At 66.0% G+C, this 20,069-nt stretch carries 19 protein-coding genes and 1 pseudogene; 12 read left to right on the top strand and 8 right to left on the bottom strand.

What is annotated here, in order from left to right:
• Positions 1 to 46: 46 nt before the first annotated feature.
• Entirely contained in the window at positions 47 to 3,346 is a 3,300-nt protein-coding gene (locus QC818_RS05555) for a type I restriction endonuclease subunit R (RefSeq protein ID WP_309651848.1), read from the top strand.
• Positions 3,346 to 4,104, top strand: a complete 759-nt coding sequence (locus QC818_RS05550) for a M48 family metallopeptidase (RefSeq protein ID WP_309651847.1) — start codon at positions 3,346 to 3,348, stop codon at positions 4,102 to 4,104. The genes QC818_RS05555 and QC818_RS05550 overlap by 1 nt, the downstream gene beginning before the upstream one ends.
• A 159-nt stretch (positions 4,105 to 4,263) precedes the next feature.
• On the opposite strand, the gene QC818_RS05545 is transcribed toward QC818_RS05550, so the two are convergent.
• Positions 4,264 to 4,506, bottom strand: a complete 243-nt coding sequence (locus tag QC818_RS05545; RefSeq protein WP_309651846.1) for a helix-turn-helix domain-containing protein — start codon at positions 4,504 to 4,506, stop codon at positions 4,264 to 4,266.
• Positions 4,507 to 4,592: 86 nt separating this feature from the next.
• Here QC818_RS05545 and QC818_RS05540 point away from each other — a divergent pair, with 86 nt between their 5' ends.
• Positions 4,593 to 5,714 carry a hypothetical protein gene (locus QC818_RS05540; RefSeq protein WP_309651845.1) on the top strand — a complete coding sequence of 374 codons (1,122 nt, stop codon included), beginning with the start codon at positions 4,593 to 4,595 and terminating at the stop codon, positions 5,712 to 5,714.
• 47 nt (positions 5,715 to 5,761) lie between these two features.
• A complete protein-coding gene (locus tag QC818_RS05535; RefSeq protein ID WP_309651844.1) occupies positions 5,762 to 6,307 on the top strand; it encodes a hypothetical protein in 546 nt (181 codons plus the stop codon).
• A 366-nt stretch (positions 6,308 to 6,673) separates the two neighbouring features.
• Here the strand turns inward: QC818_RS05535 and QC818_RS05530 are convergent.
• The 4 genes and pseudogenes from QC818_RS05530 to QC818_RS05515 form a co-directional block, all read right to left on the bottom strand.
• Positions 6,674 to 6,931, bottom strand: a pseudogene (locus tag QC818_RS05530) (YjbQ family protein); the annotation flags it as partial.
• Between the two features lie 52 nt (positions 6,932 to 6,983).
• Positions 6,984 to 7,934 carry a threonine ammonia-lyase gene (locus tag QC818_RS05525; RefSeq protein ID WP_309651843.1) on the bottom strand — a complete coding sequence of 317 codons (951 nt, stop codon included), beginning with the start codon at positions 7,932 to 7,934 and terminating at the stop codon, positions 6,984 to 6,986.
• An 18-nt stretch (positions 7,935 to 7,952) separates the two neighbouring features.
• On the bottom strand, positions 7,953 to 9,086 hold the full coding sequence (locus QC818_RS05520; RefSeq protein ID WP_309651842.1) for an extracellular solute-binding protein: 1,134 nt from the start codon (positions 9,084 to 9,086) through the stop codon (positions 7,953 to 7,955).
• Positions 9,073 to 10,779, bottom strand: a complete 1,707-nt coding sequence (locus QC818_RS05515) for a chloride channel protein (protein ID WP_309651841.1) — start codon at positions 10,777 to 10,779, stop codon at positions 9,073 to 9,075. Before QC818_RS05515 ends, QC818_RS05520 begins: the two co-directional genes overlap by 14 nt.
• 134 nt (positions 10,780 to 10,913) lie before the next feature.
• On the opposite strand from QC818_RS05515, the gene QC818_RS05510 reads away from it, so the two are divergent.
• Positions 10,914 to 11,342 carry a GFA family protein gene (locus tag QC818_RS05510; protein ID WP_309651840.1) on the top strand — a complete coding sequence of 143 codons (429 nt, stop codon included), beginning with the start codon at positions 10,914 to 10,916 and terminating at the stop codon, positions 11,340 to 11,342.
• A gap of 141 nt (positions 11,343 to 11,483) precedes the next feature.
• Here the strand turns inward: QC818_RS05510 and QC818_RS05505 are convergent, their stop codons facing one another.
• On the bottom strand, positions 11,484 to 12,692 hold the full coding sequence (locus tag QC818_RS05505; RefSeq protein WP_309651839.1) for an ammonium transporter: 1,209 nt from the start codon (positions 12,690 to 12,692) through the stop codon (positions 11,484 to 11,486).
• 189 nt (positions 12,693 to 12,881) lie between these two features.
• Positions 12,882 to 14,276: an aminotransferase-like domain-containing protein gene (locus tag QC818_RS05500; protein WP_309651838.1), complete on the bottom strand. Its 1,395-nt coding sequence runs from the start codon at positions 14,274 to 14,276 to the stop codon at positions 12,882 to 12,884.
• A 98-nt stretch (positions 14,277 to 14,374) separates the two neighbouring features.
• Here QC818_RS05500 and QC818_RS05495 point away from each other — a divergent pair, with 98 nt between their 5' ends.
• Both QC818_RS05495 and QC818_RS05490 read left to right on the top strand, forming a co-directional pair.
• A complete protein-coding gene (locus QC818_RS05495; protein WP_309651837.1) occupies positions 14,375 to 14,974 on the top strand; it encodes a LysE family translocator in 600 nt (199 codons plus the stop codon).
• An 82-nt stretch (positions 14,975 to 15,056) separates the two neighbouring features.
• Positions 15,057 to 15,320 (top strand): hypothetical protein, encoded by a 264-nt coding sequence (locus QC818_RS05490; protein WP_309651836.1) that lies wholly within the window; start codon positions 15,057 to 15,059, stop codon positions 15,318 to 15,320.
• Here QC818_RS05490 and QC818_RS05485 read toward each other — a convergent pair.
• Positions 15,275 to 15,886 carry a hypothetical protein gene (locus QC818_RS05485; RefSeq protein ID WP_309651835.1) on the bottom strand — a complete coding sequence of 204 codons (612 nt, stop codon included), beginning with the start codon at positions 15,884 to 15,886 and terminating at the stop codon, positions 15,275 to 15,277. The genes QC818_RS05490 and QC818_RS05485 overlap by 46 nt on opposite strands.
• A gap of 447 nt (positions 15,887 to 16,333) precedes the next feature.
• Here QC818_RS05485 and QC818_RS05480 point away from each other — a divergent pair, with 447 nt between their 5' ends.
• From QC818_RS05480 to QC818_RS05460, 5 genes are all read left to right on the top strand, one after another.
• Positions 16,334 to 17,557: an RNA polymerase sigma factor gene (locus QC818_RS05480; protein ID WP_309651834.1), complete on the top strand. Its 1,224-nt coding sequence runs from the start codon at positions 16,334 to 16,336 to the stop codon at positions 17,555 to 17,557.
• Between the two features lie 78 nt (positions 17,558 to 17,635).
• A complete protein-coding gene (locus QC818_RS05475; RefSeq protein WP_309651833.1) occupies positions 17,636 to 18,457 on the top strand; it encodes a YciI family protein in 822 nt (273 codons plus the stop codon).
• 20 nt (positions 18,458 to 18,477) lie between these two features.
• A complete protein-coding gene (locus QC818_RS05470; protein ID WP_309651911.1) occupies positions 18,478 to 18,855 on the top strand; it encodes a YciI family protein in 378 nt (125 codons plus the stop codon).
• Positions 18,852 to 19,205 (top strand): DUF1428 domain-containing protein, encoded by a 354-nt coding sequence (locus tag QC818_RS05465; protein ID WP_309651832.1) that lies wholly within the window; start codon positions 18,852 to 18,854, stop codon positions 19,203 to 19,205. The genes QC818_RS05470 and QC818_RS05465 overlap by 4 nt, the downstream gene beginning before the upstream one ends.
• A gap of 56 nt (positions 19,206 to 19,261) precedes the next feature.
• On the top strand, positions 19,262 to 19,738 hold the full coding sequence (locus QC818_RS05460; RefSeq protein WP_309651831.1) for a VOC family protein: 477 nt from the start codon (positions 19,262 to 19,264) through the stop codon (positions 19,736 to 19,738).
• The last annotated feature ends 331 nt before the right edge of the window (positions 19,739 to 20,069 follow it).

Below are 20,069 nucleotides of genomic sequence, written 5' to 3'. Positions count from 1 at the left end.
CTTGTTATAGCTTCCATTTTAAATAACTTTATATGCAGGGGTGGGGATGAAAATGGATTCTCCAAGGTTTCAAGAAGAGTTCAGCGCTAAACTCCCCGCGCTAACATTATTGTTACAGCAAGGGTGGGGCTTTCTTTCTCCCGAATTTGCCTTGGCTGCTCGCGGTGGCCAATATGATGAAGTAGTATTGAAAAATATTTTGCGTGAAGAGCTTGGGAAACGTCGCTTTGTCTTTGGCGGTGCAACGCATGCTCTTTCCCAAAATTCGGTCGACAATTTGGTTGCTGAGGTGTGTACGCCCGCATTGAATGAGGGGCTTCTTTCCGCTAACGAGAAACTCTATAATCACCTGCTTTACGGTATCTCGGTAACCGAGTTCGTAGATGGCCGTAAGGCCAGCCCGACTGTAGCGCTAATTGACTGGGATAACCCAGAGAATAACATCTTTCACTTCACAGAGGAGTTCAGCGTTGCTCGCTCGGGAGGCGTGGATACGCGCCGGCCGGATATCGTCTGCTTCGTAAATGGTATCCCCCTGGCGGTGATTGAGGCCAAACGGCCCGACGGCCAGTCTCACAAGGGGCCAACTCTGCACGAGGGCATTTCTCAGTGCTTACGTAACCAGCGCTATGACGAGATTCCCCAACTCTTCGCATACAGCCAGCTTCTGTTCTCGATCAATGGGCATGAGGGTCGCTATGGCACCTGCCATACACCAGAGAAATTCTGGGCGACCTGGAGTGAGGAAGACATTTCGGAAGCCGAGATGCATGCGCTCAAGAATGCCCCGCTCTCGGCGCAGCAACTTGATGCGCTCTTCAGTCATCGTCCACCAGCAGACCGCGAATGGTACGAACAGCGCCTGCAGGGCGGCGAACTGGCCGTGACCGGCCAGGACAGGCTCCTTATCAGTCTGCTTTCACCGGGGCGTCTGCTGGAGATGACGCGCTTCTTCACCCTGTTCGATAAGAAGGCCGGGAAGATCGTTGCTCGCTATCAGCAGGTGTTTGGTATCAAGCGGCTGATCGAGCGAATCAACACCAGACGTCCGGATGGTGGACGAGAAGGTGGTGTCATCTGGCATACCACAGGCTCCGGCAAGTCCTTCACCATGGTGTTTCTCAGCAAGGCACTGATCCTGCACGAGTCGCTCAAGCAGTGCCGCTTGGTCATCGTCACCGACCGGATCGATCTTGAGAGCCAGTTGAGTGCCACCTTCACGTCCGGTGGCGAGCTGGCCACCAAGAAGGACAAGGCTGCGGCCATGGCAACCTCTGGCACACGCCTGGCCGAACAGATTGGCAAGGGCAACGAGCGCATCGTCTTCTCGCTGATCCAGAAGTTCAACTCCGCGACCAAGCTGCCGGAGTGCCACAACGAAAGCTCGGACATCATCGTCTTGATCGATGAGGGGCACCGTAGCCAAGGCGGCGAGAACCATATCCGCATGAAACAGGCGTTGCCCAATGCCGCCTTTGTGGCCTTTACGGGCACCCCCCTGCTGAAGGAGGACCGAACCACTAACAAATTCGGCCCCATCGTTCACGCCTACACCATGCAGCGTGCTGTAGAGGATAAGACGGTTTCCCCGTTGCTCTATGAGGAGCGTATTCCCGATCTGGATGTGAACGAGCGGGCCATCGATGCCTGGTTCGAGCGGATCACCGAAGGGCTGGAAGACGCTCAGAAGACCGACCTCAAACGCAAGCTGGCCAGGAAGGGGCAGATCTACAGCGCCGATGACCGTATTCGTCTGATTGCACTCGATATCGCCAACCACTTCGTCAAGCATGTGCCGGAGGGCCTCAAGGGCCAACTGGCATGCGACAGCAAGAGCTCAGCCATCAAGTACAAGAAGTACCTGGACGAAGCTGGATTGTTCGAGTCGGCGGTGGTGATGAGCCCACCGGACACCCGTGAAGGTAACACCGAGGTGGATGAAACCACCTTGCCGGAGGTGCAGCAGTGGTGGAAGGACAATGTCGGCAACCAGGAGGAACAGGTTTACACCCGCAGCCTGATAGAGCGTTTCAACAAGGATGATGACCTCAAGCTGTTGATTGTGGTCGACAAGCTGCTGACTGGCTTCGATGAGCCGAAGAATGCAGTGCTCTACATCGACAAGCCGCTTAAGTCCCATAACCTGATCCAGGCTATTGCTCGTGTGAACCGCCTGCATGACAAGAAGCGTTTTGGCTTCCTGATTGACTATCGCGGCATTCTGGCCGAGTTGGATACCACCATCGCCCAGTATCAGGACCTGGCTTCACGCACTCAGGGAGGCTTCGATATCAACGATATCGAGGGGCTTTATCACTCCATGGGTACGGAGTACAAGCGGCTGCCGCAGCTCTATACGCAGTTATGGGCGATCTTCGATGGCGTGAAGAACAAGCAGGACATCGAACAGCTACGCCAAGTACTGGTACCGCGCATGGAGACTCTGGAGTCGGCTTTGCCGGGCGCTAAGCCTGAGCTGGTCGATGTGCACCAGAAGGTGCGTGAAGACTTCTATGAGGCGCTGACGGCCTTTGCCAGCTGCCTGAAGGTCGCCCTGCAATCATCCACTTTCTTCGAGGATTCGAGTTTCACCGACGACGATCGTCGTCATTACAAGGACACTCTCAAGCAGTTCTCCAGCCTTCGCCAGCTGGTCAAGCAGGACGCAGGCGAGTCCGTGGACTACGACGACTACGTGGAGCAGGTCAAGAAGCTGCTGGATCGCCATGTGGTAGGTGTCGATATCCAGGAAGCGGACGGGGCCTACGAAGTTAGTCGTATGGGAGCACAGCAGGCGCCAGAAGAGTGGAGCGAGGACAAGACCCGCAACGAGACGGATATCATCAAGACTCGGGTCACCAAGATGATCGAGCAGGACCTCAAGGATGACCCTTACGCCCAGGAAGCCTTCTCGGCGCTTCTGCGCCAGGCCATCGAGGAGGCTGAGAAGCTGTTCGACCACCCCTTGAAACAATATCTTCTTTTCAAGGAGTTCGAGCAGCAGGTCAGCGAGCGCCGACTAGATGAACTGCCTGATGCTTTTCAGGGTAATCGGCATGCGCAGGCGGTGTATGGTGTCTTCAAGCAGGCCTTGCCCAAGGTGCTGTCCAGTGACGATTCCCAGGTTCAGCAACTCTGGATCAACCTGGCATTCGAGGCCTGTGAGGTGGTCGACGACGCGGTAGCCGTTCACTCCATCAATCCGCAGAACATCGAAGCCGCAATACGCAAGCAACTGTTACCGGTGGTATTCAGGCAGTGCAAGTCTGTGGGCGCGGGCATGGATCAAGCTAAGCAGATCGTGGAGAGCATTGTTCAGATCACCCGAGTAGGGTTGGCAACGTAATGAGCGTGATGATCTCTAATGCCGCACCCTATGGTCGCGAGCTGTTTTTACGTTATGGCGACGAATGTATCACCATCCGGCGCCTTGCCCGGTCCCAAGGCATCAATCGGGTACTGATCAAGGTCCATCCAGATACCCGGGTCGAAGCCTTGGCCCCACGGGAAGCCAGTGACGATGAGGTGCTCGATGCAGTCCGGCAGCGGGCGCGGTGGATCTATCAACAGCTGCGCCAGTTTCGCGCTCAGAATGAATACGTGATCCCGCGCCGCTATGTGAGTGGCGAAAGCCATTACTACCTGGGCAGGCAGCACCTTCTGAAAGTGATCGAGACGCTGACGGAGCGGCAAGGTGTCAAGCTGCTACGCGGTCGGCTGGAGGTGCGCATTCGCCATAAGCGGCCTGACAAGGTCAAACAGCTACTGGCACGCTGGTATCGGGAGCGTGCGGGTGAGGTGTTTGGGCGGCGTCTCGACGCCATGCTGGAACAGGCGCTCTGGGTCTCTGAGCGGCCACCGATGCGGGTGCAGGCCATGCAAACGCGCTGGGGAAGCTGCTCGCCTCAAGGGCGTCTGACGCTGAATCCACACCTGGTGAAGGCGCCGCGGGAATGCGTAGATTACGTCATCCTGCATGAGCTGTGTCACATTGCGGAGCATAACCATAGCGAGCGCTTCTATCGCCTGATGGGGCAGGTGATGCCGCAGTGGGAGGGCATCAAGGCCAGGCTGGATGACATGGCAAGTCGATTGATCGATTGAGGGAGGCAGGTATGGCGCACGGATCGGGTGAGCCGGATGCCGGGGAGCACGGTCAGTTTCGGCGTCTCAGCGCGCAGGAGCTTCAGGATCTCCGTGATGAGATGCGTGAGGCGGGCCACTGGATGAAAGCGCAGCTCAGGAAGAAGCGACGAGGGCTCGTCAATCCGAAGAAGACACGCTAGGGGTTACGGTGCGGGGGAAGAGGTCGGCTACCTCGATGCCGAGGGCTTCGCTGATCTGGTAGATCTTGGTCAGGGTGATGTTCTTCTCACCGCGCTCGATGTGGCCCATATAACTACGATCCACCCCGGCCAGTGCCGCCATGGCCTCTTGAGATAACCCTTTGTTTTTTCGAAGCTCTCGGACTCTTTGGCCGAATGCCACCAGCTTCTCGTCCCGCATCTATTTCGCTCCATCCAAAGGATGGAACTATCACGGCCCACTGCATACAATTCCACGGACTATGATTCCCATTTGGAGTGGCCTGGATGCAGTTGGAGATTCTCACTGATGACGAGCAGAACGCTCGCATTTGCGCGGACTACTGGCGACAGACTGAGGAAGGCGAGTTTGCGTTCAAGATACGCGAGATTGCGTCCACTCATGGGATGAAGCCCCATGTGGTCAGCAAGTACGTCGAGCAGTACGCCTTCGTATGGCGGGAAGACATCTGCTGTGGGCGTTGCAAACAGCCGTACCGCTTTGGCACGCGCAGTCAATACCAGGAGCGTCGCTGGCTTCAGAATCGGGTCTGCAAAGCATGTATGGACGCTGAGCGCCAAGCCATCGCCGACAAGAAGAGGGACTTGATCCTGAAAATGCGGCAGTCGGCGGAAAACAACATGCCAGATCTAAAAACGCTGGGCCTGACCAGCAAAATCTATCTGTTAGCTGCGATTCAGGCGCTAGGCGATGAAAACTTCAGTATCATTGAGCCGCTAGATGATTATCCCGCTTGTACCCTGTCGCCAGATTTTGTCTATGACCACAAAGTCCTTCGGCACTTGATTGACGACCACCTACTGTTAATCTGCCTGGATACGCGTCTTGAAGCGGTCGAACTTCAGGAAGATGATCGGTTCAGTATCGATCTTGGTGAGTGCGCGTTTAACATTGCTTTAGACGCTGATCAGATCACGGCGCTGATCAATGAGTTTTTTGATGAGGAAACCGCACAAAGCTTCCGACAGGCGCCGGAATTCATAACGCTATGCAAGGAGGTCCAACTGAATGAATGCCTCGGTTTTTTGAAGGTTATTCTTGAGGATCATCAGCTGTACCTGTCGCCGGGGGAGAAAACTCGGCAGGTTCTAAGCCAGTGCTTAGAGAAGTTCAGTGTGGCCCAGGTCTACAACTTCATTTGGCGAGCCGCTAAGGACGCAGCCGCCTATTATATGAGAAGTTCTATCAGCAAAAGGCAGGCAGCTAACTCGGTCGTAGGAAACATCTCACGGAACATGGAGCGGGCTTTGGCCAATGGCTGGGATGTGAAGCTGTTTAACAGGAACTATAATCTTCCTCAGTCTTCCCTGAGCCGCATCATATTCAATGTGGTGTTAGGGACTGATGATGGTGGATTTGAGAAAACACTCCATGAGCTTATTGCGTAGTGTTTTTCGGAAAGCTATAGAATAATAGCCCAATGCAGGATGGGAATATGAAAAAAAAGATGTTATCAGGCGCTGAGAAAAAATGGACAGATTTTTTGAATTCAGCAGGCTTTGTAAAGAATGAGCATAAGCTCAGGCTGCCATCTCGATTTAAAAGCTCTGTGCCTTGGGTTAAAGGCGTCCCCAGCCCAGTGTTACCTGTCAAGATGATGTCTAACATCACAGTCCATGATGGATGGGGAAACCCTCATGCTTTGAAAATAGCTGAAAAGATAATTAGTGAGCATCAGGATTTAAGTTTGCGAGATCTTCTTGAGGAAATGCTCGCAGGCAAGTATTCGAGCGAGATCTGTTATCCATATGTTTGGTGGGTTTTTCCTAATCACAAAAGAACGCGGTCAATGTACGAGGACGCGTTAGGGATGACGTTTGTAAAGCTAGACAATCTATGGCAGCAGGTTTATCCGATTCATTCTATGGGTGCCCTGGTTGGTGCGCAGGGAACTGAGTCGTATGAAGATTTGCCTAAGGGTGGGTATTTTGTTTTATGGGATAATGAAGATCAAGCTAGGAAGCACAATGATTCTAAATAGTTATTATTGAAAAGCTATTTGACTTATTTCCTTGAATTTTCGGTTTGCTGTGTAGTGAATTCTGGAGTTGAAAGTATCTTGGTGAAAGCGTTTAAAAAAGGAGGGTTTGTGGCTAAAGATGATAATGATTCCGCTAGCACTTGGTGGGACGAAGACGATGCCCCGGAATTGGACGAGCAGTGGCTAGAGGAAGCATACCGCTACCATGGCAATCGGCTTCTTAAACGTGGACATGGCAGAGATCCCTTTCAAGCTCCCCAAGAAGAAGACAAGGATGGGACAAACTGATTGAGTGACACCCAAATGATGGTGTCCATATACCACTATATGTCCATATCCGTAATGAGCGCCTTATATAACCCGTACGTCCGGGCCCTCCAGGGTGTGGCGGAAGTAGGGCAGGTCGCCGGGCACCAGGTCGCGCAGGAAGGCGTCCAGGTCGTGGCGCACGTCCGGGTCGGCGTTCTCGTTGAGGGTCAGCGAGGCCGAGGTGTGCAGCAGCTGCAGGTGCAGCAGCCCGACCCGGCAGTCGGCGAGCCGGGGCAGGGCGCGTACGACCTCGTCGGTGATCAGGTGAAAGCCCCGCTCGCGCGGGGCGAGGCGGATCTCCTGCTGGTCCCACATGATGACGGTCTCCCTTGGCGTGACGCCGGCCAGGATACGCGAGCCCCGGCGCTCAGGTGTAGTCGCGCAGTTCCTCCGGCCCCAGGTTGGCGCCGCTGACCACCACCACGACATCGCCCTCCGGCGGCAGCGCGGGGCCATGCCTGGCGAGCAGGGCGGCGATGCCAACGGCGGCGCCGGGTTCGGCCATCAGCTTGGCGTCATAGAGCAGGTGGTGCATGGCGCGCTCCAGGTCGTGCTCGCTGACCTGGGCGAGCGCGCTCACCTGGGCCCGGCACAGCGAATAGGTGTGCTCGCCGACGATCGCCGCGGCCAGGCTCTTGGCGAGGGTGTCGAGCCGCTCGAGCCGGGCCGGGCCGCCCTGGGCCCAGGCGTGGGCCATGCTGGCCGCACCGATCGGCTCCACCCCGATGAGGGCGAGCCGCTCGCGGCGCGGCGCCGTGGCCAGGCCGATGCCGGAGATCAGCCCGCCGCCGCCGATGGGGCAGAGCACCGCCGTCGCCTCGGGAGCCTGGTCGAGCAGCTCCAGGCCGACGCTGCCCTGGCCGGCGATGATGCGCTCGTCGTCGTAGGGATGCACCAGGGTGAGCCCGCGCTCCTCCACCAGGCGGTGCATCAGTTCCCAGGCGGCGTTGATGTCGCCGTGGAGGATCACCTCGGCGCCCAGGGCGCGGCAGCCCGCCACCTTGTAGGCGCTGGCATCCTCGGGCATGACGATGGTCACCGGCACTCCGTCCCGGCCGGCCGCCCACGCCAGCGCCAGGGCATGGTTGCCGGCGGAGACGGCGCCCAGGCCCCCGGCCAGCTCCTCGGCGGAGGCGGTGAGCAGCCAGTTCAGCGCGCCCCGGGCCTTGAAGGAGCCGGTGCGCTGCAGGGATTCCAGCTTCAGCCAGACCCGTCGGCCGAGGCGGTCGCTCAGGGCATGGTCCGGCACCAGCGGGGTGATCGGCAATCGCTCGTGCAGCCGGTTGCCGACCGCTTGCAGGGTGGCGTGATCGAGCATGGCACCTCCCGGGTCGCGTCAGTCGGATGGGGGCTCGGCGCCCCCGGGAAACAGCGCCGCGCGGAAGTAGTCGCCGATGCGCTCCCGGGTCCGGGCATACCAGGCCTCGTCCTTGGTCACCGCCCGCTCGGCATTGAGCGGGTGGGTGGGGATGTGCAGGCGCATGTCGAGGCCGGTGTCCGCGTGGGTGGTGACCCGGCGCGCCGCGCTGTGCCGCGAGGGCCCGTAGGGAATATAGCGGGTCAGCGCCGCCTGGCGTTCGGTGGCGGTGGCGAAGCGGATGAAGGCGCGGGCCGCCTCGGGGTGGGGGGCGTGGCGGGGGATGGCCCAGGTCTCGTGCTCCTGGACCTGGCCGTCCCAGAGGATGGCGATGGGAGCGTCGCGGTTGACCATGGCGTCGAAGAAGCGGCCGTTGTAGCCGGAAGCCATCACCACCTCGCCCTCGGCCAGCAGCTCCGGCGGGGTGCTGCCGGTCTCCCACCAGCGCAGGTCCTCGAGCCCGGCCAGGCGCTCCAGGGCCAGCGACAGGCCGCGGCGGGTGCTGAGCAGGCGGTAGAGCTCCTGGCGGGGTACGCCGTAGGAGAGCAGCGCCCACTCCAGGTTCACCGACGGCGTGCGCTGCAGCGCCCGGGGCCCGGGGAAGCGCCGCTGGTCGAAGAGGTCGCCGATCCGGGTCGGTCGCCGGCCGGGGAAGGCATCGGTGCGATAGGCCACCACGGTGGCGAACACCGAGTGGGTGAGGCTGCAGGGGCCGAAGGCCTCGTCGATGAAGTCCTCCTCGGCCGGGGTGCCGTCCGGGGCCGGGGCGGCGATGTCGGCCGGGAGCGGCTCGAGCAGGCCCTCGTCGCAGGCCGCCATGGCCTGGCTGCGGGTCATGTCCATGACGTCCCAGGGCACTTCCCGCTCGGCCACGGCGGCGCGCAGGGCCGAGAGCCCGCCGTCGTAGCGCGCGACCCGCACGGGGATGCCGGTGGCCTCGGTGAAGGGCGCGAAGAGGGCCCGCATCTGGGCGCGCTCGTAGGCGCCGCCCCAGCTCAGCACCGTCAGCGGGTCCCCCGCCGGCTCGGGTTGCGCCGCGCCAGGCCCCGCCGCGCCGAGGGCCAGGCCCAGCGCCAGGACCAGCCGGCCCAGTCCTCGCTTACCCCGTGCCATGTTCCTCCCGCCTGAGCTCGTCGCTGTAGCGCAGGAAGGCCTGGGCGATGGTGGCCTCGAACACCACGCCCAGGAAGACGTCGTCCTCGTCCACCACGGCGATGGCCTCGCCTGTGACCTCCTGCAGATGGCGCATGGCCTCCCACACCGAGGCGTTGGGCCCCAGCACCGGGCGCGGCGTGCGCGGGCAGTCGGACACCGGGTGGTCGCCCTGGCCCTCCTCGCGCAGCACCTCCAGGTCAGCCAGGGTCACGCTGGCCCGGTAGCGGCCATCGGCGTCCACCACGTAGGCCTCGCCGTGGCCCGCCTGGCCCAGGGTGATCACGGCCTCCTCCACCGGGGTCTCGGGGCGCAGGGTCACGCCCTCCCGGCTCATCAGGTCCGCCAGCCGGGCGTCCTCGAGCACCGCCCGACCGCGGCCCGAGGAAAGGTCCAGTCCCCGGCCGGCGAGCTGGATGTCGAACAGCGAGCGACCGAACAGCTGCGCGGCGATGGGGCTCGCCAGGGTGACGCTGGCCAGGGCGGCGGTGGTCAGGGCGTAGCTGCCGGTGAGCTCGAAGACGATCAGCAGGCTGGTCAGGGGCGCGCCGATCACCGGGGCGGTGACCGCCACCATGCCGCAGATGGCGTAGAAGACGAAGGTGTCCTGGGCGCCGCTGAGGTGAGCCACCAGGGTGCCGCACAGGGCGCCGAACAGGGTGCCGATCACCAGCGCCGGGCTGAACACCCCGCCGCCGAAGCCCATCCCCAGGCACAGCGCCGTGGCGGCGAGCTTGAGTGCCAGCACCACCACCAGTTCCACGCTGCCGAAGGCCCCGGCGATGGTGGCGAAGCGCAGGGTCTCCTGGCCCATGCCCAGGATGTCGGGCACCCAGAGGGCGACCACGCCGAGCAGTGCCCCGGCGATCGCCGGTCGCCAGGGGGCGGCCACCGGCAGGCGCCTGGCCAGCCGGCCCACGCCCAGGATGGCGCGCATGTAGGCCCCCGCGACCAGGGCGCCCAGCCCGCCGATGGCCAGGAAGGCGGCGAACTCCCAGGGCCGGGGCAGGGCGGGGTCGGCCACGTGGAAGAGCGCGCCCCGGGCCAGGACGTTGGTGGCGATCACGTGGCCCACCAGGGCGGCGGCGGCCACCGGAGCGAAGGCGCGCAGGGCGTAGTGGCGCAGCACCACCTCGTGGGCGAAGACGATGCCGGCCAGGGGGGCGTTGAAGGCGGTGGCGATGGCCGCGGCGACGCCGCAGGCGATGGTGATGTTGTCCTCGGAGCGGCCCAGGCGCAGCAGCCGGGCCCCCGCCGAGCCCAGGCTCGCGCCCATGTGCACCAGGGGGCCGTACTGGCCCACCGAGGCGCCGGCGCCCAGCGACACCAGGCCCGAGAGCGCCGAGAGCGCCCCGGCCTTGGGCGGCAGGCGGCCGCGCCGGGTCTGCACGGCGGCGATGACGTCGGCGGGGGTATGGGGGCGGCGCTCGGGGATGGCGCGGTGCAGCTGGCCCACCACCAGGCCGCCGGCGACCGGCACCAGCACCGTGGCCACGGCCAGCCACTCGGGGTGGGCGAACATCATGCGCCCCCGGGGCGAGACCAGCAGCAGGTCGTTGAGCCACAGCACGGCCGCCACGAAGCCCACGGCGGCCAGCGCCGCCAGGCCACCGGTTATGCCGCCAAGCGCCACTAGTCCCAGAAAACGCAGCACGCCCCGTGCCCCGCGGCCCTCGACTTTCCCTGTATCCGGCTTGGTCATGTAACAAGGTGTAGGCGTTGGGCGACGGCTGGTCCACCTCGGCGGCTACACTGAACGGGATACGATGGTGACGATGGAGATGAACGATGAGCCACGCCTATCGCGGCGGCTGCTTCTGTGGCGCCGTCCAGGTCGAAGTCGAGGGCAAGCCGGAGGCCATGGGCTATTGCCACTGTGAATCCTGCCGGCATTGGTCGGCCGGCCCGGTGAATGCCTTCACCCTCTGGAAGCCCGACGCGGTACGGATCACCCGGGGGCAAGAGGAGTTGGAGAGCTACCAGAAGACATCCGCCAGCCGGCGCCGCTGGTGTCGGCGCTGCGGCGGTCACGTGCTGACCGAGCACCCGGGTATGGGGCTGGTCGACGTCTATGCGGCGCTGCTGCCCGACCTGACCTTCGAGCCCGCGCTGCATGTGCATTACCAGGAATCGGTGCTGCGCATTCCCGACGGCCTGCCCAAGATGAAGGACGTTCCGGCGGAGCTTGGCGGTTCGGGAGAGACGTTGGAGGAGTGAGGAGCGGGGTGAAAGGGACAAGGGGCGAGGGAAAGGGAACAGGGGAGGAGAATGGTGTAAGCAGAACGGGGTGAGGGGAAAGGCGTCAGGTGTAGAGTGCGGGGCCCGATGGGGCCCCGCGCCGTATTGGCTCGATGCGCTTCAATCCATCGAGGTGGCGCCGATGCGGTGGATGCTGAGGTCGGCGCCGTTGAACTCCTCCTCCTCGCCGAGGCGCAGGCCGGCGACCCGGGCCACCAGGCCATAGACCACCAGGCCGCCGATCACCGCGATCGCCACGCCGGCCAGCGAGCCGATCAGCTGGGACGCCAGACTGACGCCGCCCAGGCCGCCCAGGCCCTGCTGGCCGAAGATCCCCGCGGCGATGCCGCCCCAGACGCCGCACACCCCGTGCAGGGGCCAGACGCCCAGCACGTCGTCGAGGCGCTCGACGCGCTCCTGGGCCCACTCGAAGAGCACCACGAAGATTGCGCCGGCCACGCCGCCGGTGATCAGCGCCCCGACGGGGTGCATCAGGTCCGAGCCGGCGCACACGGCCACCAGGCCGGCCAGCGGCCCGTTGTGGATGAAGCCCGGATCCTGCTTGCCCAGCACCATGGCCACCAGGATGCCGCCGACCATGGCCATCAGGCTGTTCACCGCCACCAGGCCGCTGATGGCCTCCAGGGTCTGGGCGGACATGACGTTGAAGCCGAACCAGCCGATGGTCAGGATCCAGGCGCCCAGCGACAGGAAGGGGATGTTGGAGGGCGCGAAGGCCACGACCCGGCCGTTGCGGTAGCGGCCCTGGCGGGCGCCCAGCAGCAGCAGGGCCACCAGTGCCACCCAGCCGCCGAAGGCATGCACCACCACCGAGCCGGCGAAGTCGTGGAAGCCGGCGCCGAAGGTCGCGGCCAGCCAGGCCTGCAGGCCGTAGTTGCCGTTCCAGACGATGCCCTCGAAGAAGGGGTAGACCAGGCCGACGATGGCGCCGGCGGCGATCAGCATGGGGTAGAAGCGGGCGCGCTCGGCGATGCCGCCGGAGACGATCGCCGGGATGGCCGCGGCGAAGGTCATCAGGAAGAAGAACTTGACCAGGGCGTAGCCCCGGTCGGCGGTCAGCGCCTCGGCCCCCTGCAGGAAGTGGGTGTCGTAGGCGATGAAGTAGCCGACGAAGAAGTAGACCACGGCGGAGACGCCGAAGTCGGTCATGATCTTGACCAGGGCATTCACCTGGTTCTTGTGGCGCACCGTGCCCACCTCGAGGAAGGCGAAGCCGGCGTGCATGGCCAGCACCATGATGGCGCCGAGCAGCAGGAAGAGGGTGTTGGCGCCCTGAGTCAGGGACGCGACGGCACTCGGAATATCCACGGAACAGGTTCTCCTGAGGCAAGGGGATGACAGCGCATCAGGAAGAAGCAAGAGGCGTTCCAACTTGGCGCACTAGCCCGCACAAGCGGGCCTTGCGAGCACCGTCATGGGGCGAGGCGCCGTGCGGCGGGCTCGCGTGCACCGATGTGGTGCCGATCGGCGGCGGGATGCACGTTCGAGGTGAACGGGCTAGAGCGTCTGCCAGGGGGAGGCGGCCGGGGCGCCCAGCACCTCGTCGACGATATCCAGCGCCCGCGCCAGGACCTCGCGACTCTCCGGCGGGCCCAGGCAAAGCCGCAACGCCTGGGGCGCCGGCTCGCTGCCCACGCAGAAGGGCTCGGGGGTGGTGACCTGGACGCCGCGCCGGGCGAGCCGCGCCTGGACCTCGCTGCCCCGGCGGCCCGCGGGCAGGGGCAGCCAGACCAGCGACGACCCCTCGGCGCTGTGGGGCTCATGGGGCGCCAGTCGCGCCAGGGCCATCGTCCGCCGGGCGGCCAGTTCCTCCAGCTGCCAGGCGAGCAGCTCGCGGCTGGCCGGGTCCTCCATCCAGCGACAGGCCGCCTCCACCATCAGCGGCGGCACCATCCAGCTCTGCGAGCGCAACGCCGAGCCCAGGCGCTCCAGCCAGCGCGGCGGCACCGTGAGGCTGCCGATGCGCAGCCCGCCGGCCAGCACCTTGGAGGTGCTGAAGATGTGAAGGGTGCGTTCCGGGGCCAGCTCGACTAGCGGCGTCCCGCGGCGCTCGACCGGCAGGTACTGCACCGCGTCCTCCACCAGCCAGATGTCGTGAGCCCGAGCCAGCGCCACCAGGCGCGCCCGGCGCGCCTCGGAGAGCCGCGCCCCGGTGGGGTTGTTCAGGTCCGGGGTGAGGTAGAGCAGCCGGGGCGGCTGGCGGGCGCATAACCGGGCCAGGGCCTCGACGTCCATGCCGTCGGCGTCCATGGGCACCGCCGCCAGGCGCAGGTGGGCGTGCTGGGCGGCGCAGATGAAGCCGGGGTAGGTGAGGGCGTCGCCGGCGACCAGTTCCCCGGGCTGGGTGAGGGTGCGCAGCGCCAGGTGGATGCCGTGCTGGCCGCCCTGGGTGATCAGCAGCCGTTCGGGATCGTCGGGCAGCCCCAGCGTGCCCTGCCAGGCGGCGATGCGCGCGCGCTGGGTGGGAGTGCCGCCCTCCGGCTGGTAGTCGGTGGCGGCCTGGATGGCCTCGGGGTCGGCGGCGATCCCGTGCAGCGCCTGCTGCAGGCCCCGGGCGCGCAGCGGGTGGGGCGGCGGCAGGCTCATGCCCAGGTCGAGGACGCCGTCCTCCCGGGGCGGGGCGGCGCGGAAGGTGGCGGTGTCCTCCGCGGCGGGGCGGCGCACGAAGGTGCCGCTGCCCACCCGGGACTCGACCCAGCCCTGTCGCTGGGCCTCGGTGTAGGCCCGGGTGACGGTGCCCACGGTGACGCCCAGGCGATCGGCGAGGCGGCGCTGGGGCGGCAGCTTCTCCCCCGGGGCCAGCTCGCCCCGGGCGACGGCCTCGCCCAGGGCCTCGGCGATGCGGCGGTAGCGCGGGCCGCCCTCGGCGAGCTCGGGTGTCCAGATTGTCATGGTGACAATAAAACCTTTGACGCCATATTCGGGCCCATTATGCTCAGAATTGTCGCGAAAAAGAAGTCAATTCAACAAAATTGTAGGGATACAATTCAATGGACACCCTGGCCACCCTGGGACCCGCGTCCCTGTTCATGATCTCCATGACCATCACCCCCGGCCCCAACAACGTGATGCTTACCGCCTCCGGGGCCAACTACGGCTTCCGCCGGACCCTGCCGCACCTGCTGGGCATCATGGGCGGCTGCTTCTTGCTGTTCGCCGCCGTGGCCCTGGGGCTGGGCCTGGTCTTCGAGCGCTTCCCGCTGGTGCAGACCCTGCTGCGCATCATCGGCAGCGGCTACCTGCTGTACCTGGCCTGGCGCATCGCCACCGCGCCCCCGCCGGCGCTGGACGGGGCCGACGGGCGGCCGCTGAGCTTCTGGCAGGCCGCGGCCTTCCAGTTCGCCAATCCCAAGGCCTGGGTGATGGGGCTGACGCTGATGGCGAGCTTCCTGCCCGAGGGCGGCAACACCCTGGTCAATGCGCTGCTGCTGGCCGCCTTCGCCGAGCTGGTGGCGCTGCCCTGCATCTCGCTGTGGGCGGGCTTCGGCACGGCCATCGGCCGCTGGATCAAGGGGCCCCGCGCCTGGCGGGTGTTCAACGGCACCATGGGCGCGCTCACCGCGGCTTGCGTAATCTTCATCCTGGGCTGAGTCCCGCCTGCGCCGGGAGCGGCTATGCTGAGGCTGTCGCCGGACGCGTCATGCCCAACCACGGTGCAGGGAGCGGAACACCATGCGGATCCAGGCCGCCATCGACACCTCCTATCGTCGGCTCGATGCCGACCCCCGCTTTCAGGCTCGGCGGGCCGAGCGCTATCGGCGCCTGGGCCGGCGCGACGAGGCGCGGCATGCCTATGCGATGGCCCTGGCGCTGGCCGATCGGGGCGACCAGCGCCGCTACCTGGCGCGGCGGCTGGCGGAGTTGGCGTGTCTCGACGAGGGCGAGGCGCCTCAGCCCGCATCCGACAGGTGGGGGGCGAGGCGGCCGATCTGGTAGAGGTCGTGCAGGTAGCCGTCCAGCCGGGCGACCAGCTGGGTGATCAGGACGATGGCGTAGATCAGCAGCATCAGCACCGCCTCCCGGTTCATCCAGGCAAGCGACGGCGCCGAGACCTCGTAGCCGAGGGTGTAGACGCTGAGCCCGCCCAGGAAGATCGCCGCCAGGCAGTTGACGATGATCACGGCCAGCAGCACGCCCCGTGGGTTCCGCGAGGGCAGCCGGGTCTGCCAACCCAGCGGATGGCGGACCCGCAGGCCGTTGCGGCACCGCAGGCGCGACGCCCGGCGGCGCAGCGGCCCGGTGGTGGCCGCGGCCCGGTCGCCGGTGACGGCGGCCTGGGCCAGGCGCGGATCGAGCTCGGGGCCGAAGCGTTCCGCCACGGCCTGGCGGAAGGCCGCCGATGCGGGGCGGGCACCGTCGGCCCCGGCGGCCAGCTCGCGCAGCGCGGCGTCGTAGTGGCGCTCGCGATCGCCGAAGATCTGCTCGGAATAGATGCTGTAGACCTGATAGATGGCCAGGACCACGCCCAGATAGATCAGGGTATAGACGAGGATGTCTTGCATGTCGGGTCGCTCCCTCAACCGGATTGCCGCGCCCGGCGCTCCGGCCGGGGCCCAGATGGTGCGTCGCCGCGTCGCGCCGGGCAAGCGAAAGCCGCCGCCTGCGCCGATCGGTCGCATCCGTGGTGTGGCAAGGGCCGGCGCCCTGGCGAGGTCATCGGCGCCCGGAGCCCCGCGGCCGCGGCCCATTGTCCTGCCGCCCCTGGGCGGCCGCCTTTCACCATGCGCGCCGGCTGGCTTCGATGGGCGGCCCCGGGGCGTTTCGTGGGCCGGCCGAGCCGCATCGAGCTGGCCCTGGTCATCGCAGCCGCGGAGCCGGTGGACGTGCGGGGCAGCGACGACGTCGTCAAGGTGGCCGATATCGGCTTCGCCGCCTGAACGCGGACCGCCGCAGCGACTATGCTGGAGGGCGCACCCCCGCCAGGGAAGGGGCCCGGGAGCGCCATCGCCATGCAGATCCACACCGACATCGAATCGCTCTATCGCCGGCACGCGCCCCGCGTGCTGGCGACCCTGATCCGCCGCCTCGGCGACTTCGACCCGGCCGAGGAGGCGATGCACGAGGCCTTCGCCGCGGCGGTGGCCCGCTGGCCCGCCGAGGGCGTCCCCGAGGAGCCCGTGGCCTGGCTGATCCGGGTCGGCCACCGCCGTGGCATCGACCAGATCCGCCGCCGGCAGACCGCCCGCCAGCACGCCTATCTGCTCGTCCCCGAGGAAGGCGACGCCTCGCAGGCGCGGGGCATCCAGGACGATCTCCTGCGGCTGCTGTTCACCTGCTGCCATCCCGCCCTGGCCATGCCCGACCGGCTCGCCCTGACCCTGCGCGAGATGGCCGGCCTGACCACCGAGCAGGTGGCCAGCGCGCTGCTGCAGAGGCCGGCGTCGCTGGCCCAGCGCATCGTCCGCGCCAAGCGCCGGATCCGCGACGCGGGCATTCCCTACGAGGTGCCCGACGACGCCGAGCTGCCGGCACGGCTGCCGGGGGTGCTGGCGGTGATCTACCTGATCTTCAACGAGGGCTATTCCCGCAGCGACGGCGAGGCGGTGGTGGACGTCCGGCTGGCCGACGAGGCCATCCGCCTGGCCCGGGCCCTGGCCGACCTGCTGCCCAGGGGCGAGGCGTTCGGCCTGCTGGCGCTGATGCTGCTCCACGACGCCCGCCGCACGGCGCGCCAGGACACGGCGGGGGAACTGATCCCCCTGGAGGAGCAGGATCGCCGCCTCTGGGACCGGGCGCAGATCGAGGCCGGCCTCGCCTGGCTCGAGCGCGCCCTGGCGCGGACCCCCACGGGGCCCTACACCCTGCAGGCCTCCATCGCCGCCGTGCACGCCCGGGCGGAACGCGCCGAGGCCACGGATTGGCAGCGCATCGTGCGCCTCTACGAGGCCCTCTACCGTCGCCAGCCCTCGCCGGTGATCGCCCTGAACCGGGCGGTCGCCGTGGCCATGCGCGACTCGCCCGAGGCGGGCCTGGCGCTGCTCGAGGGGCTCGCCGGGCACAGGCAGATCGTCAACTACCGCCTCTTCCATGCCGCCCGGGCCGACCTGCACCGGCGCGCCGGCCACCTCGAGGCGGCCCGGCAGGCCTACGAGCGGGCCCTGGCGCTGACCGCCCAGGGGCCGGAGCGGCGCTTCCTGGCCCGCCGCCTGGCGGCGCTGGAAGTCGCCGACTGAAAAAAGTCGTCTCGCCCTGTCGATTCGCGGCGGCGTCGTGCGACTCCCGGGTACCCACCCACCAAGGAGAGTGACGTCATGCGATACATGCTGATGCGCAAGGCCGATGCCGAGACCGAGGCGGGCGTGCTGCCCAGCCAGGAGGTCTTGCAGGCCATGGCGGACTACAACGAGCGGATGATCCGGGCCGGGGTCTTCGCCACCGGCGACGGCCTGCGGCCCAGCCGGGAGGGCTGCCGGATCGACTTCCGCAACGGCGAGCCCCGGGTGATCGAGGGGCCCTTCCCCGCGACCGAGGAGCTGCTGGCGGGCTACACCGTGCTCGAGGTGGATTCCCTGGAGGAGGCCATCGAGTGGGCCAGGCAGTGGCCGCGGGAGGACGCCGGGGGCAACGTCACCCTGGAGCTGCGGCGCTATTTCGCCATGGAGGACTTCGAGCCCGGCGCCGGGCTGGACAAGCACCTCGCCCAGACCCGGATGCCCCGGGCGGTGCAGGTGCACCTGGCCTTCCCGGGGACCTGCCGGGAGGCGATGGACTTCTACGCCGAGGTCACCGGCGGCCATCTGGAGGCCATGTATCGGTTCGGCGAGACCCCCGCCGCCGAGGAGGTGCCGCCCGAGTGGCACGACCGCATCATCCACGCCTCGCTCAACATCCGCGGGCACCGGGTGATGGGCGCCGACATGATGGGCGACTGCTACCAGGCGCCCCAGGGCGCCCAGGTGTTCCTGGACTACGCGGACCCCGAGCAGGCGGCGGAGGCCTTCCGGCGCCTGGCCGAGGGCGGCCGGGTGATCATGCCCTTCGCGTCCACCTTCTGGGCCAAGGGCTTCGGCATGGCCACCGACCGCTTCGGCGTGCAGTGGATGGTCGCCTGCCCGAGCGATGAATGCCCGTGAACCACAAGGAGGAGGAAACCATGAAGTACGTGGCCTTGGTGTACTACCAGGAGCGGTTGATCGACGCCATGACCGAGCGGGACTGGCAGGCCCTCAACCAGGAGTGCGTCGCCGGGGTGGAGCGCCTGACCGAGCAGGGCCACTTCCTGGCCGGCCAGGCCCTGCAGCCGGTGGAGAGCGCCACCTGCGTGCAGGTGCGGGACGGCGATGTCCTGCTGTCGGACGGGCCCTTCGCCGAGACCAAGGAACAGCTGGCCGGCTTCTACCTGCTCGATGCCCGAGACCTGAACGAGGCCCTGCGGCTGGCCGGCCGCATTCCCCCCGCGCGATTCGGCACCATCGAGGTGCGCCCCGTGCGGGACCTGCCCCCCAGAGACGATAGAGGAGAGACGTCATGAGCTACGTGGATGGCTTCGTGGCCGCCGTGCCCACCGCCAATCGGCAGGCCTTCATCGACCACGCCCGCCAGGCGGCGGCGGTCTTCAAGGAGCACGGCGCCCTGAAGGTGATCGAGTGCTGGGGGGACGACGTGCCGGAGGGCGAGCTGACCTCCTTCCCCCTGGCGGTGCAGTGCCAGCCCGAAGAGACCGTGGTCTTCTCCTGGCTGGTCTGGCCGTCCCGTGAGGTGCGCGACCGGGCCATGCCGCGGATCATGGAGGACCCGCGCCTGTCGCCGGAGGTCAATCCCATGCCCTTCGACGGCCAGCGGCTGATCTACGGCGGCTTCGAGACGGTGGTCGACGAATAGTCGGCCACGCCGTTCCATTCGACGGCAGGAGGTGCCTCCTGCCGGGAGGATTTCCCATGCAGAAGATCACGCCCTTCCTGTGGTTCGATGGCCAGGCGGAGGAGGCGGCCCGCTTCTACGTCTCCCTGTTTCCCGACTCGCGCATCGACCGGGTGGTGCCGTCGCCGGCCGACACGCCGAGCGTGCCGGCCGGTTCGGTGATCCTGGTGGAGTTCACCTTGGCCGGGACAGGCTACGTGGGCCTGAACGGCGGCCCCGGGGTCCCCTTCACCGAGGCGGTGTCGCTGCACATCGACTGCGCCGACCAGGCCGAGGTCGATCGCTACTGGGAGATGCTGAGCGAGGGCGGCCGCAAGATCCAGTGCGGCTGGCTCCAGGACCGCTGGGGGCTCCACTGGCAGGTGGTGCCCACCCGCATGCACGAGCTGTTGAACGACCCCGACCCGGCCCGGGCCCGGCGGGCCATGGAGGCGATGATGCAGATGGAAAAGCTCGTCATCGCCGACCTGGAGCGCGCCGCGGATGGCGGGTGAGGGCAGGGCGGTCGACCGAACGACCAGTGTCTCATGCGGGATAGCCGTGGGAGCGCAGCTCCGCTGCGCGATGGCGGTGCCTCTCAGCGGTGCCGGGTTCGGCCATCCTCTATCGCGATCTAAAGATCGCTCTCACAGGGCTTGGGGGTGTCGCCTGTTGGGGGAGCGCAGCTCCACTGCGCGATGGCGATGCCTCTCAGCGGTGCCGAGTTTCGGCCATCCTCTATCGCGATCTAAAGATCGCTCCCACAGGGCTTGGGGGGTGTCGCCTGTTGGGGGAGCGCAGCTCCACTGCACGATGGGGGTGCCTCTCAGCGGTGCCGAGTTTCGG

The sequence above is a fragment of the Halomonas koreensis genome (assembly GCF_031451675.1).
Taxonomy (GTDB): Bacteria; Pseudomonadota; Gammaproteobacteria; order Pseudomonadales; family Halomonadaceae; genus Halomonas; species Halomonas koreensis.
The sequence above is the reverse complement of the archived record's forward strand: the minus strand, read 5'-3'. Positions and strand labels throughout refer to the sequence as shown.

Bases quoted from the DNA above. Each gene is read 5' to 3' on its own strand.
- QC818_RS05480 (WP_309651834.1), top strand. From the start codon at position 16,334: ATGCAGATCCACACCGACATCGAATCGCTCTATCGCCGGCACGCGCCC.
- QC818_RS05460 (WP_309651831.1), top strand. From the start codon at position 19,262: ATGCAGAAGATCACGCCCTTCCTGTGGTTCGATGGCCAGGCGGAGGAG.
- QC818_RS05510 (WP_309651840.1), top strand. From the start codon at position 10,914: ATGAGCCACGCCTATCGCGGCGGCTGCTTCTGTGGCGCCGTCCAGGTC.
- QC818_RS05535 (WP_309651844.1), top strand. From the start codon at position 5,762: ATGAAAAAAAAGATGTTATCAGGCGCTGAGAAAAAATGGACAGATTTT.
- QC818_RS05525 (WP_309651843.1), bottom strand. From the start codon at position 7,934: ATGCTCGATCACGCCACCCTGCAAGCGGTCGGCAACCGGCTGCACGAG.
- QC818_RS05495 (WP_309651837.1), top strand. From the start codon at position 14,375: ATGGACACCCTGGCCACCCTGGGACCCGCGTCCCTGTTCATGATCTCC.
- QC818_RS05475 (WP_309651833.1), top strand. From the start codon at position 17,636: ATGCGATACATGCTGATGCGCAAGGCCGATGCCGAGACCGAGGCGGGC.
- QC818_RS05550 (WP_309651847.1), top strand. From the start codon at position 3,346: ATGAGCGTGATGATCTCTAATGCCGCACCCTATGGTCGCGAGCTGTTT.
- QC818_RS05545 (WP_309651846.1), bottom strand. From the start codon at position 4,506: ATGCGGGACGAGAAGCTGGTGGCATTCGGCCAAAGAGTCCGAGAGCTT.
- QC818_RS05540 (WP_309651845.1), top strand. From the start codon at position 4,593: ATGCAGTTGGAGATTCTCACTGATGACGAGCAGAACGCTCGCATTTGC.
- QC818_RS05555 (WP_309651848.1), top strand. From the start codon at position 47: ATGAAAATGGATTCTCCAAGGTTTCAAGAAGAGTTCAGCGCTAAACTC.
- QC818_RS05470 (WP_309651911.1), top strand. From the start codon at position 18,478: ATGAAGTACGTGGCCTTGGTGTACTACCAGGAGCGGTTGATCGACGCC.
- QC818_RS05465 (WP_309651832.1), top strand. From the start codon at position 18,852: ATGAGCTACGTGGATGGCTTCGTGGCCGCCGTGCCCACCGCCAATCGG.
- QC818_RS05500 (WP_309651838.1), bottom strand. From the start codon at position 14,276: ATGACAATCTGGACACCCGAGCTCGCCGAGGGCGGCCCGCGCTACCGC.
- QC818_RS05490 (WP_309651836.1), top strand. From the start codon at position 15,057: ATGCGGATCCAGGCCGCCATCGACACCTCCTATCGTCGGCTCGATGCC.
- QC818_RS05485 (WP_309651835.1), bottom strand. From the start codon at position 15,886: ATGCAAGACATCCTCGTCTATACCCTGATCTATCTGGGCGTGGTCCTG.
- QC818_RS05520 (WP_309651842.1), bottom strand. From the start codon at position 9,086: ATGGCACGGGGTAAGCGAGGACTGGGCCGGCTGGTCCTGGCGCTGGGC.